This window comes from Paraburkholderia unamae (assembly GCF_003096875.1).
In the GTDB taxonomy this organism is placed as follows: Bacteria; Pseudomonadota; Gammaproteobacteria; order Burkholderiales; family Burkholderiaceae; genus Paraburkholderia; species Paraburkholderia unamae.
This window is the reverse complement of sequence record NZ_QEOB01000009.1, coordinates 186296-199471: the sequence shown is the minus strand read 5'-3', so window position 1 is coordinate 199471 and position 13176 is coordinate 186296. Positions and strand designations below refer to the sequence as shown.

General features: G+C 61.8%; 10 protein-coding genes. 8 read left to right on the top strand and 2 right to left on the bottom strand.

The window, feature by feature from the left end; all coding sequences use genetic code 11:
* Positions 1–89 precede the first annotated feature (89 nt).
* Entirely contained in the window at positions 90–1352 is a 1263-nt protein-coding gene (locus tag C7402_RS20085; RefSeq protein ID WP_112172562.1) for an oligosaccharide flippase family protein, read from the top strand.
* Positions 1352–2182 (top strand): glycosyltransferase, encoded by an 831-nt coding sequence (locus tag C7402_RS20080; protein WP_116611920.1) that lies wholly within the window; start codon positions 1352–1354, stop codon positions 2180–2182. Before C7402_RS20085 ends, C7402_RS20080 begins: the two co-directional genes overlap by 1 nt.
* Before the next feature lie 19 nt (positions 2183–2201).
* On the opposite strand, the gene C7402_RS20075 is transcribed toward C7402_RS20080, so the two are convergent.
* Positions 2202–2948, bottom strand: a complete 747-nt coding sequence (locus C7402_RS20075) for an LrgB family protein (protein ID WP_224040662.1) — start codon at positions 2946–2948, stop codon at positions 2202–2204.
* A 5-nt stretch (positions 2949–2953) separates the two neighbouring features.
* Positions 2954–3325, bottom strand: a complete 372-nt coding sequence (locus tag C7402_RS20070; RefSeq protein WP_116611805.1) for a CidA/LrgA family protein — start codon at positions 3323–3325, stop codon at positions 2954–2956.
* 304 nt (positions 3326–3629) lie between these two features.
* Here C7402_RS20070 and C7402_RS20065 point away from each other — a divergent pair, with 304 nt between their 5' ends.
* The 6 genes from C7402_RS20065 (at position 3630) to C7402_RS20040 (ending at position 13135) form a co-directional block, all read left to right on the top strand.
* The gene (locus C7402_RS20065; protein WP_244314887.1) at positions 3630–4748 is read left to right on the top strand and encodes a glycosyltransferase family 4 protein; all 1119 of its coding nucleotides are present in this window, start codon (positions 3630–3632) and stop codon (positions 4746–4748) included.
* Between the two features lie 31 nt (positions 4749–4779).
* Complete coding sequence (gene galE, locus C7402_RS20060) at positions 4780–5811, top strand: UDP-glucose 4-epimerase GalE (RefSeq protein WP_112172558.1); 1032 nt, start codon at positions 4780–4782, stop codon at positions 5809–5811.
* Between the two features lie 159 nt (positions 5812–5970).
* On the top strand, positions 5971–6576 hold the full coding sequence (gene cysC / locus C7402_RS20055) for an adenylyl-sulfate kinase (RefSeq protein WP_279635564.1): 606 nt from the start codon (positions 5971–5973) through the stop codon (positions 6574–6576).
* A 745-nt stretch (positions 6577–7321) separates the two neighbouring features.
* Complete coding sequence (locus C7402_RS20050; protein WP_116611803.1) at positions 7322–10483, top strand: rhamnan synthesis F family protein; 3162 nt, start codon at positions 7322–7324, stop codon at positions 10481–10483.
* 15 nt (positions 10484–10498) lie between these two features.
* On the top strand, positions 10499–11440 hold the full coding sequence (locus C7402_RS20045; RefSeq protein WP_116611802.1) for an NAD-dependent epimerase/dehydratase family protein: 942 nt from the start codon (positions 10499–10501) through the stop codon (positions 11438–11440).
* 132 nt (positions 11441–11572) lie between these two features.
* The gene (locus C7402_RS20040; protein WP_133254511.1) at positions 11573–13135 is read left to right on the top strand and encodes a hypothetical protein; all 1563 of its coding nucleotides are present in this window, start codon (positions 11573–11575) and stop codon (positions 13133–13135) included.
* Positions 13136–13176 lie beyond the last annotated feature (41 nt).

The window sequence follows — 13176 nt, the reverse complement described above, 5'->3', positions numbered from 1 at the left end:
CCGCCTTTCGGAATCACGGCGAGGAGCACGACGCGTGCCCGCGATTTTTTTGGCGCTTTTTTCCGCCCTTTGCGCAGCGGCGAGGCGCAATGCTGAGTCTCAAGCGTTTCGCGAACCCCGATGTCGCCCGCGCGTTTGCGAACATCGTGTGGCTCGGCCTCGAGCGCCTCACGCAGATCGCCGTCGCCATCGCCATCAGCGGCGTGCTCGCGCGCTATTTCGGCCCCGACGTGTTCGGCAAGTGGCAGTACGCCAACACGCTGCTGCTCGTGCTCTCCCCGATCACCTGGGTGTGCGGCGCGGAGATTCTCGTGCCGACGATCGTCAACAAACCTCCCGCGCAGCTCGGCACCGTGCTCGGCAGCGCGTTTGCGCTGCGCATCGGCGTGTCGGCGGCGGCGCTCCTCGCGACCTGGGCCGCCATCGCGCTCGGCGCGACCGATCCGTTGGTGGGCGCGATGCTCGCCGGACTCGCGGTGACGATGCTGTTTCGCGAGCCGTTCGTCGGCGTCATCAACGCGTGGCTGCAAAGCATGACGTACAGCAAGCCGCAGTTGCTCGCGAGCATGACGACCGCCGTGATCAAGGCGCTGCTCGTCTTTCTGCTCGCGCGCGCGGCGTTCGCGCCGGCCACGTTCGGCTGGCTCTGGGCGCTCGAATCGGCGGCGATCGGCGCGGCGCTCGTGCTCTATTTCCGGCGCCGCCACGGCGGCAAGCTCGGCTGGCATGTGGACCGCACGCTGTTCCGGCATTTCGCGAGCGCGGGCACGGTGTTCTGGCTCGGCCTCATCTGCATGTACCTGTTCCTCAAGCTCGACCGGCTGATGCTGGAACGCACGATCTCGTTCGCCGATCTCGGCCGCTACTCGGCCGCGCAGCAGCTCAACGAGAACTGGATCACGCTCGCGCTCATGCTCTCGCAAACGATCGCGCCCGCCTTCGTCTACCGCGTGCAGCAAGCCGCGCAACTGCGCCGCAACCTCGTGCGCCTCTTCGCGATGACGGCCGCGCTGATGGTGGCCGGCGCGCTCGTGCTCGATGCGCTCGCGGGCTTTATCATCGGCCGCGTGTTCGGGCCGGACTATGAAGGCGCGATCGGCATCTTCCGCTGGGCCGTGTGGCTTTCCGTGCCCGCGGGGATCGAAGCCATCGGCAACCTCGTCGTGCTCAAATATCAGGCGAAATTCGTGCTGCTCGCCAAGTGGCTGCTCGCGCTCGCCGTAGCGTTCGCCGTGAATCTCGTGGCGATCGGGCGGCTCGGTTCGTATGGCGCGCTGTGCGGCCTCGCGGCGGGTTATCTCGCGGCGGCCTGCGTGAACTTCTACTACATTCGCTTCAAGCTCGTTTCATGATGAATTCCGCCGCGCTCCCGGCGAGCCACGCACGCACAGGCGCGCTCGCCGACGTCGCCGTGCTCATGCCCGCGTACAACGGCCAGCACGATGTCGAGCGCACGCTCGCCTCGTTCGATGAGAACGCAACCATTTATGCGCTCGTGGTCGACGACGGCAGCACGCCGCCCATCGTCGTGCCCGAAGTGCCCGGCATGCAGGTGGAAGTGTTGCGCATGGCGAAGAACGGCGGCATCGAGCGCGCGTTGCAGGCCGGCGTCGAGGCGCTCGCGGCGCGCGGCTTTCGCTACGCGGCGCGCATCGACGCGGGCGACCTCGCCGCGCCGCAGCGGCTCGCCAAACAGCGCGCGCGCATGGAAACCGAGCCCGCGCTCGCAGCGCTCGGCACGTGGACCCAGGTGGTCAACCGCGCGGGCGAGCCGCTCTTCATGCTGCGCCCGAGCGCCGACGCGCGCGCGCTGCGCCGCACGCGCCTCCTGCGCTCGCCGCTCGTGCATCCTTCGGTGATGCTGCGCGTGGACGCCGTGCTCGCCGTGGGCAACTATCGTCTGAAGTATCCGGCCGCCGAGGACCTCGACCTGTTCCTGCGACTGATGGAGCGCTACGAATGCGCGAACCTGCCGGAACTTGGCCTGTACTACGAACTGAATGAAGGCGGCATTAGCGCAACGAAGCGGCGGCGGCAGATCGTTTCGACGTTGAGCCTGCAACTGCGTTATCTGAACGTGCTGAACTGGCGCGACTGGGCGGGCGTGGCGAAGAGCCTGCTGCACTTCGTGACGCCCTATCGCACCTTGCAGAAAATGAAGCGCGCGCTCTTCGCGCGCTGATCACCTGGGACCGTGCGCGTTACATCCAGCGCAGCATGACGGGCAGGAGCACCGGCACGACGAACGCCGTGAACACTCCGTTCAGGCCCATGCCGAGGCCCGCGAACGCGCCCATCTCCTCGCTCACCTGAAACGCGCGCGCGGTGCCGATGCCGTGCGAGGCCACGCCAATCGCAAAGCCGCGCACCTCGGTTTCGCGCACGCGCACGAGGTTGAGAATCCAGCGCGCGGTCACGGCGCCGAACACGCCCGTCGAGATCACGAGCACGGCGGTAAGCGACGGAATGCCGCCGATCTTGTCGGCGACGGCCATCGCGATCGGCGTGGTCGCCGACTTGGGCGCAAGCGAAGCGACGGTCTGGTGCGAGGCGCCGAACAGCTTCGCCACGCCGACCGCCGAAACGATCGCGGTGAGCGAGCCCGCCACGAGACCGCCGAGCAAGGGCAGCGCGCCGCGCTTCAACTTGCCCCACTGGCGATACAGCGGCAACGCAAGCGCGACGGTGGCCGGGCCGAGCAGGAAGTGCACGAACTGCGCGCCTTCGAAGTACGTGCGATACGGCGTATCGGTGATCTTGAGGGCCGCGACCACGAGCGCCACGGCGATCAGCACCGGATTGGCGAGCGGATTGTGCTTCGCGCGCGCATAGATGTTGATGGCGATGAGATACGCGACGAGCGTGACCGTGAGGCCGAGCAGCGGCGAGCCGGCGAGATAGACCCAGATGGCGTCGAGCCTGGACAGCGGCAGATGGTTGTTCGCCAGGTTGTTCACGACGCGCCCTCCCCGGCCGTATCGGCACGCCGTTGACGCCGCAACAGCGCGCGCGTGACGAGCGCGGTGACGGCGATGCCGAGCGTCGTGCTCACCACGAGGCTCGCGATCACGGCGAACGCTTCGCCGCGCACCGCCTGGGCGGACACCATGATGCCCACGCCGGCCGGAATGAAGAGCAGCGAAAGATGGCGCAACAATTCGAGCGCGGTGGGCTCGATGGCCTCGGCGGCGGCGGGCCGCATCAACGCGAAGGCGAACAGAAGCAGCATGCCGATCACGGGACCGGGCACGGGCAGCGAGAACACGTAGGACACGCTCTCGCCGAGACACTGGAATATCAGCAGGGCGGCAAGGGAACGAAGCATGGCGAAGACTGGACTGGAAACACGCGAGGCGCGCGCAGTGTAGCCCAACGGCGGCCGATGCGCAGCGAATCTTCATACCTGGCGGGGCGTGCGCGCGCTTGAACAGCACAGAGCGGCACAGATCGGCACAAACAGGGTCATCTGAGGGACGGATCGGGCGTCGGCTAAAATGTGCCGCCCGGCTGCTGCCGCCCTTTTCGTCACACGCCGTGACAACGACGCCCCCGCTTTCGTGAACACCTCGCCCGCCCCAACCTCGCAGAACGCTCGCGCCGCAAGCGCCCCCCGGTCCGCCGCCAGCCACTTGCATATCGCCCTCGTCTGCAACACCGCCTGGGCGATCTACACGTACCGGCGCGGCCTCTTGCGCGCGCTCACGCAGGCCGGCGCGCAGGTCACCGTGATCGCGCCGCGCGACCGCACCTTCGAGCCGCTCGCCGAAATGGGTTGCCGCTGCGTGGATCTGCCGGTCGCCTCGAAGGGCACGAACCCGCTGCACGATCTGCGCACCCTCCTCGCGCTCCGTCGCCACTATCGCGCGCTCAAGCCCGACGTCGTGTTCCATTACACGATCAAGCCGAACATCTATGGCTCGATCGCCGCGTGGCTCGCGCGCACACCGTCGGTCGCGGTGACGACGGGCCTCGGCTACGTCTTCATCCAGAAGAGCCGCGCGGCGCAGGTCGCCAAGCGCCTCTATCGCTTCGCGTTCCGCTTTCCACGCGAAGTCTGGTTCCTCAATCGCGACGACGAAGCCGCCTTCAAGGACCAGGACCTGCTCGCGCATCCCGAGCGCGCGCGGCTCTTGCATGGCGAAGGCGTCGATCTCGACGACTTCCCGTTCACGCCGCTGCCCGCGCGCGAGACCTTCGCCTTCGTGCTGATCGGCCGCCTGCTCTGGGACAAGGGCGTGGGCGAGTACGTCGAAGCCGCCCGCACGCTGCGCGCACGCTATCCGCATGCGCGCTTTCGCTTGCTCGGCCCGGTGGGCGTGGACAACCCGAGCGCCATCTCGCGCGACGAAGTGGCCGCGTGGGAGCGCGAAGGCGTGATCGAATACCTCGGCGAGACCGCCGACGTGCGCCCCTATATTGCGGACGCCGATTGCGTCGTCCTGCCGTCGTACCGCGAGGGCGTGCCGCGCACGCTGATGGAAGCGAGCGCGATGGGCCGCCCGATCGTGGCCACCGACGTGCCCGGCTGCCGCGAAGTCGTCGCCGAAGGCGTGAACGGCCTGCTGTGCGAAGCACGCGACGCCGCCTCGCTCGCGGCGAGCCTGGCGCGCATGCTCGACCTCGGGAACGAAGCGCGCGCCGCCATGGCCGGGCGCGGCCGGAAAAAAATCGAGAAAGAATTCGACGAACGCGTTGTGGTACAACGCTACCGGGAACTGATCCGGGAAATTACCGGGTCGACATTTTGATCGAGTTTGATTTCACGGGAACGAACACGGCATGACAGCGACGAACTCAAAGGGCACCATCCTCGTCACCGGCGGCGCGGGCTACATTGGCTCGCACACCTGCGTCGAACTGCTCAATGGCGGCTATGAAGTGGTCGTGGTCGACAATCTCGTGAACAGCCGCCGGGAATCGCTCGCGCGCGTCGAAAAGATCACCGGCAAGCCGGTTGCCTTTTACGATGCCGACGTGCGCGATGGCGCGGCCCTCTCGCGCATTTTCGAAGCGCACCGCATTACCGGCGTGATCCATTTTGCGGCGCTCAAAGCGGTGGGCGAGTCGGTGGCGAAGCCCATCGAGTATTACCGCAACAACGTCGACGGCCTGCTCGTCGTGCTCGACGTGATGCGCCAGCACGGCGTGAAGCAGTTCGTATTCAGCTCGTCGGCCACGGTGTATGGCGTGCCCGAGCGCTCGCCTATCGACGAGACGTTTGCGCTTTCGGCGACCAACCCGTATGGCCAGTCGAAGCTCATCGCCGAACAGATCCTGCGTGACGTGGCGATTTCGGACGCGTCGTGGCGCATCGCGGTGCTGCGCTATTTCAATCCGGTGGGCGCGCATGAGAGCGGGCTGATCGGCGAGGATCCGGCGGGCGTTCCCAACAACCTCATGCCGTACGTGGCGCAGGTGGCGGTGGGCAAGCTGGAGAAGCTGCGCGTGTTCGGCGGCGACTATCCGACGCCGGATGGCACGGGCGTGCGCGATTACATTCACGTGGTCGATCTCGCGCAAGGACACCTCGCGGCGCTCGATGCGCTCGTGAAGCACGATGCGGGGTTTGTTGTGAATCTCGGCACGGGGCGCGGGTATAGCGTGCTCGAGGTGGTGAAGGCGTTTGAAGAGGCTTCGGGGCGGCCTGTGCCGTATGAAATCGTGGCGCGCCGGCCGGGGGATATTGCCGAGTGCTATGCGAATCCGGCGGCGGCGGAAAACGTGCTGGGGTGGACGGCGCGGTTTGGGATCGAGCAGATGTGCGCGGACCACTGGCGGTGGCAGGAGGGGAATCCGCGGGGGTTTGAGTAAGCACATCGTGCCGAGACAAACAATTACAAGATCGCCGATTTGTTGCGTTTTATTACGTCGACGTTACAACAGCGGTATCACAGCTACAATAAGCCTCCAGATTGTGGATGCAACAATCCTTCGGACGAAATGCAACTGACGTCTAACAGGGCTTAAGCTGTGAGAGAAAAGGAATCGGCTGGTGTGGTCATCTGGCTCACCGGCATGTCTGGGGCAGGAAAATCAACGATTGCGCGTGCACTTGTCAACCGATTGCAAACGTTTGCACAACGCGCGATTGTTCTCGATGGCGACGTACTTCGCACCGGGCTAAATTCGGATCTCGGGTTCAGCGACGACGAGCGTACGGAAAACCTTAGACGCGTGGCCCACGTGGCAGCGCTCTTTCGCAACGAAGGTTTCGTTGCCGTAACCGCGACGATTTCTCCCGAGCCTGAGCACCGGGCCAATGCCAGGCGCATCATCGGCGATGAAACATTCGTCGAAGTTTTTGTCGATACACCGCTTTCCATATGCGAGGAACGCGATCCTAAAGGCCTCTATCGACGCGCTCGACGTGGGGAAATTCCTCAGTTCACCGGCGTCGATTCACCTTATCGTCGACCGCTCCACCCGGATCTCGCGCTACGCACTCACGACAACAGCGTTGAGCATTGCGTAGAGGAAATCGTTAAGTATCTGGTGCATGAGCGCAACATGGCGATTGGCCATCATGACGAGCATGCGCCCGAGATCGCAACTCGTCGCGCGGCAGGCACCCAATAACCAGACGACGGCGAACGTTCACGCCGTCCTGATCTTGCCTTCGCTCAGCGGCTCACGCCGGCGTCCCAAATCGAAAAAAACGAAAAAGCACGGGAAACGCCAAGCGTTCGGCCATATCGCTTCGGCACGCCACGGAACATGAAGACGCGCACTCCGGAGCCTCCGGCGGTCAACGCTAGCGCCGCTGAACACACGTGACTCACTTCACCGACGCGTCCCGAATGGCGGCTACCAACTCAATCGGACAGCGTATATCCGGACACGAATCCAGGCCGCGCCCCGCCGCAACGCGAACCGCTCGCAGGGGCTACAGCGGCCAGTGCCGATCCAGCCCGATAAATCGCACGTCAGCAGCAATCGACAATGTTGGTCGGCGCTCCGATGACGCTCAACGCTGCTGGCAACAACCTCAGTTCAATCTCATCTAGCGGCCGGACAGCCTCCAGCTATTACAATAGGCGCCATGCCCAAAACAAGCTTCGCGCACATCTCGGTGAGCGCAGGCCGCAATTGCGGTTAGGGTAAAGGTTTGCAGCCGGAAGACTCGGAAGCGCATCTTTTTCGTCGTCCCAATTAGGCTGACCTGGACAATCCAAAACCGCAGTACTGCATTCATGCGGCATTTTCAGATCGCAATATGTACCGGCGCCCGGAAATTTCCGGAAAATTTTACTGGCAACTGAACATTCGAATAGTCTCGGAATAAGCCCGAAACGGCAAACTGTGTCCGACACATGGGGTAGAAATGATGCACACCGAGGAAGTCTTGCGCACGAACGGAGGACAGGTGCAAAGCAATGTCGATAGCCTTCGGCAGGAACTCTTGGCAGAAACGAACAGAGCGGCAAAGGGCGACCTTGAAATCGCAAACCTTCGCGAAGAAATGTCGCAATGGCGCCAGCATGCTGCCAACCTCGAAGCACGCATAGAGGGTCAGGACAATGCGATTCGTGAGCTCGGCGTCAGGAACGCACATTTGGCGAAGGAGTTGCACGACAAGCAAGCCGATCTCAATGTCGGGCGCATCGAAAGCCTCGCAGGGCTAGTCGAAGATCGCGACGCGCGGATCTCGGCTTTGCAGCAAGAGTTGCACTTGCAAGAACGCGATATCGAATCTCTGCAAAAAAAGCTGGGAACAAGCGAAGAGCGTATCTACGAGCTCCTTGGGCAAATCGCGCAAATGCGCGCAGAAAGTGCGTTGGAAATCGCAAAGCAGGTCGATCAAGCACGCGCGGCAAACAAAGCGGAAATCGTCAGGCACGTTGATCAAGCGCGCGCGGCAAGCAAAGCGGAAATCGCCAGGCATATTGATCAAGCGCGCACGGCAAGCGAAGCGGAAATCGCCCAGCAAGTTGCACAAGTGCGCGCGGAAAGCGGGCTGGAAATCGCCAAGCGAGAGAGCGTGATTGCCGCGCTGCTGAGTTCGACGTCCTGGCGCGTAACGGCGCCTTTGCGCGCGGCCAAACGCATGATTTCGCCGGTTGACGCCAATGTTTCATATCCTGCCCCCATTGAGATTGCGCCATTGCCGGAGCCAGAGCCGGGAAAGGCTATGCAAGTTGTTGATGAAGACTTCGACGCCGAGTATTACCTCAGGCGTTATCCGGACGTGAAGAATGCGCAACTCGATCCTTACCGTCACTTCGCGGAACACGGTCGCGCAGAAGGCAGAACCGGCCGACCGGCCCAACTGAAGTTACGCGCAAACGTCGACGGCATGCGTCCTGGGCGCGATTGCGTGCTTGTTGTGAGCCATGAAGCATCGCGGACCGGCGCACCGGTTCTCGCGTGGAATATTTGCCGGGAACTGCGCAACCAATACAATGTGATCACGCTGTTGCTCGATGATGGCGAACTCGAGCAGCATTTCATCGAAGATAGTGACGTGGTAGTCGGCCCCTACTCCCCGGGGGAACGCGATCCGCTGTCGCTGGCGCCCGTCATTGACGAATTGCACAGTCGCTACCCGATCCGGATGGCGATTGTGAACAGCCTCGCGTCGCGCGCTGTACTGGTGCCGCTCGCGAAATGCCGAATACCTTCGGTTCTCCTGATTCACGAGTTCTTCAAATTCCACTGCTCTCCCGACGACCTGGTCGACGCCATGGCGTGGGCCGGTACGACCGTGTTTTCCGCAGAGGTCGTCCGCACGAATGCCGCGATTGAGCGGACCCGCCCCGCGGCCGACGCGGCTTGCATCATCCCTCAGGGCAAGTCTGTCATTCCGCGCAAACCCAAGCTCACCAGCGCGGGCGTGGCGCAACGAAAGAGCGAAATTGCGACCGTGCTCGCCGAACGAAGCCGTAAGCCGTTCGTCGTTCTTGGTGCCGGCACCATTGAATATCGCAAAGGGGTTGATCTGTTCATCGCGACCGCTGCGGAGATCCGGCGCATCGATCCCACGGCTGACATCCTGATGATCTGGGTTGGACGAATCGTCGACAACTATCGCCAGTATGCGGATTACATCGAGGAGCAAATCAAGCAGTCCGATCTGATGGGACGCGTGTTGCTGGCTGAAGCAACACCTGACCTGGAGGAAATCTACCAGCTTGCTGACGCATGCTTCATATCCTCACGACTCGATCCCCTGCCGAATATCGCAATCGATGCGATGGCAGCTGGCTTGCCTGTGCTCTGCTTCGATAAGGCCTCCGGCGTCGCGGAAAATCTGCTCACCGGCGAGTTGACGCGGCAGTGTGTGCTGCCTTTTCTGAGCACTGAAGAGGCGGCCCGCCGCATTGTCGAACTGTACCAGGAACCCGAATTACGGGCGAATCTCTCGGACAGTGTGCGTAGATTGGCTAAGGATCGGTTCGACATGTCGCACTATGTCGAGCAACTGGTTGATCTCGGGCGCACCACACGTGAGCGGTATGCGCAGCAGGACGTCGACATTCAGACGCTCAACGACGGTCACGACTTCATTGCGGACTTCTATCTGCCACCGGAGTCGCCCGTTGGCCGAGCGGACGCGATCGCCGAATACGTCAAGGCGAACCAGTCGGGAATCTATGCGAGGAAGGCAACGCCCGGATTCTATCCGCACGTCTACGCAGCGCATCAAGGTCTGGTCGAAACTGGCGCCAATCCGCTCGCCCATTTCGTCCGTGCGGGAAGACCGTCCGGGCCGTGGCAACTCAAGGTTATCGACGTGTCGGCTACGCAAGCCCGCACATCGTCTACGCAGCGTGTTGCCGTTCACATTCACGCCTTCTATCCTGACATGCTTGCGGATATCATCCAGAGGCTCGAGTTCAACGATGTCCATTGCGATCTATTCGTCAGCGCGCCAACCGAGGAAGCCGCCCGCGCGGCTCACCTGGCGCTCAAGGACTATGCACATGGCGCGCTCGACGTTCGCGTCGTGAAGAACCGCGGGCGCGACATTGGTCCGATGGTGACGGAATTTGCGAAAGACCTTCAGGCCTACGACATCATCGGGCATTTCCATACGAAGAAGAGCTTGCATGTGGCGGGCTCGCCCATCGTCAGGCATTGGATCGCCTTCCTCATGGAAAACCTGCTCGGCACAACGCACCCCGCGGCGCGAAACATATTGGCGACGTTTGCTGCGCAGCCGAAGGTCGGCTTGATTTTCTCCGACGACCCGAACATGATCGGGTGGGACAAGAACTACCCGTTCGCGGAAAAGCTTGCCGCAGAGATGGGTATCGGAGATTTGCCCGACCAGTTTTTCCCGTTCCCCGTCGGGACGATGTTCTGGGCTCGCGCCGCGGCGCTTAAGCCGCTTTTTGATTTGGGCCTCGGCTGGGACGACTATCCCGCAGAGCCGCTGCCTATTGATGGCACGATGCTACACGCACTCGAGCGCATGCTGCCGACCATCGCACGGCGCGCGGGTTTTGAGAGTCAGGTCACCTACGCCCCTGGCATTTCCCGGTAAGCGACGGAGCAACAAATGATTCAAGCGGTATCAGGCGCGAAGGTACTTGTTCTTGGAGGCTTCGGCTTCCTTGGACGACATCTTGTCGACGGTCTTCTGCACTCCGGCGCCAACGTACGTGTGTTCGAGAGAAACATGCCGAACGATGCGCAATTCGCCCGGGATGTCGAAGTTGTTCTCGGCAACTTCGTGACTGGAGAGGGCTTTGACGAGGCGCTGCGCGACGTCGATGTGGTCTACCATCTGATCAGTACGACGGTACCCAGCACGTCGAACGACGATCCCATCGCCGACGTTCAAAGCAACCTCATTGGAACGTTGCAACTACTCCGGCACATGCAGGCCGCAAACGTCGGGCGGATCGTGTATGTCTCGTCTGGCGGAACGGTCTATGGCAATCCCATGACGTTACCCGTGCCGGAAGGACATCCCCTGAATCCCTTGTGCTCCTACGGCGTAGTCAAGGTCGCAGTGGAGAATTACCTTGCGATGTACTCAAAGCTGTATGGCTTGAGTGCAACCGTCCTGCGTGTCGCCAATCCATACGGCATGCATCAGCATCGGATCGGGGTACAAGGCGTCATCCCTACTTTCATCGGGAAGATGATGCGCGGCGAACCGATCGAGATATGGGGCGACGGCTCTGTCGTCCGTGACTACATCTATGTTGAAGATGTCGTCTCTGCCCTGCTCGCTGCTTACGGCGACCGGTCATCTGGCACGTTCAACATTGGCAGCGGTGTCGGGCATCGTATCAGCGACGTGCTGAAGGTCGTTCGACAGACTACCGGTCTCGAAGGAGCGGTCCGCTATCTGCCGCAAAGAAATTTCGATGTCGAGCAGATCTACCTCGATATCCGTCGGGCTCGCGAAGGACTGAACTGGAAGCCGAAGTATTCACTCGAAAGCGGCTGTGCGCATTACTGGCGGCTCATCAAAGCAAAAGGAGATATCTGAGACTTCTCGGCATGAACCAGACAGAAGCAAGCGATTGGTTTGTTGGTTGTTGAGGAATCAGAGGACTGGAATGACTAGGACTACCGTAAGTTATGTTGTTCCATGCACAGAGCCTGCGGCAAAGGCATTGAGATGAACGGCGAAATTCTATCCTCGGGGAAACAGTTCTATCCGAGCGTTGAGGCACTGGTCGACGAGTTGAACGACGCCTGGCGTTCGGATGGCGCGGACGCCGCGCTCTCCGGTATCAGCAAGTTCGTGCACGCATGCATCCTCGATCGGCGCAGTCTTGCGAGGGTATTCGCGGAGCCAGCCCTTGACGACTTTTGCCAGCGAATCGGCGAAGCCGTTGGGCAAGAGTTGCATATCGCCCGCGAGTGCGATGCCACGCATCAAAGAGCTGATTGCGTCGTTCTCGCAACCCGGCTGTATCGGGCTGGCGGCCACACTGCCGTCATCGAAGATCTATTGAAGACCGGCAAGTTTGGCGCACGCCCCTATGTGATCTTGACCGATGCACTCGGCCTGGCTGATCGTTCGATCATCGAGGAGCGGTTTGGCGAATCGGTGGCTGGAGAAGTTGCGCCGGAAGGCTCGATGGCGTCGAAGCTACAGTGGCTACTGCGACGTCTGGATACGCTTCGTCCCCGAACACTCATCCTGATGAATCACCATCAGGATCCAGTCGCCATTGCCGCAGCCCAGCCGTTCCTCGCAGACAGGACAGTTTTCTACCACCACGGTGATCATCAATTGTGCCTGGGAGTCGCGCTCCGCCATGCCATGCACATCGATCCGCACCCGATGGGATTCTGCAATTGCCGGGATGCGATCGGCGTTGCACGCCCGGTCTATTGGCCACTGGTCGCAGCCGACCAGGGATACCGCGATGACACGCCGTTTATGGTGAAGGGTGTCCTGCGAACTGCGTCGTCGGGCTCGCAGAACAAGTTCGACGTGCCTTATAAATATCCATACTTCGACGTGCTGCCCCGTGTCATGAAGGCAACGGGTGGCTCTCACGTGCATATCGGACCACTGTCCCCGGAAGTCCTGAAGCGGATACACGGCGAGCTTGAGTCGAACGGGGTGCCTCGTGAACGGTTTATTCACGTGCCCTGGGTGCGCAGCGTATGGAAGGCACTACACTCGTACGGCGTCGATCTGTATCTCGCGTCATTTCCGTTGGGTGGCGGCAAGGTCGCAATCGAGGCAATGGGAGCGGGTATTCCGATCGTCGGCCACGACAGTTACGTCTCTCGCTTCCTCGGCGGTTGCGACATGTTCTATCGAGAAGCGTTTGTCTGGTCACGCCCGGAGGAATTGATCGATCATCTTGGCACGATCACGCCCGACAAACTGGCCAGGGAATCGCACCTGGCGCGCGCGCAATACGAGCGGCACCACACGCAGCAGGCGCTGGAGTGCGCGATCGACGCGGGGCTCGACGCCGCCCCTCCTCCGCCGCTAAGGCGCCATATGCCTAACCAGATGCAGTCGTTTCTCGACGATGTTCGTTACGCGCCAACCGACTATTTAACCGCCGCAGAAATCGCGCCCCCCTTGAATCGGGCACGAACGTTAGCCGCAGAACACGCCGCAGAACTCGATGCCCTACGTCGCGGATACGAGTTCGAAGTGGAGGAAGTGCTGCGTTTGACCGACAGACACTCGGCCACGGATAGAACACGATGACACAATTTGATGATTTCGCTACCGACTAATGCTCGGGAGAC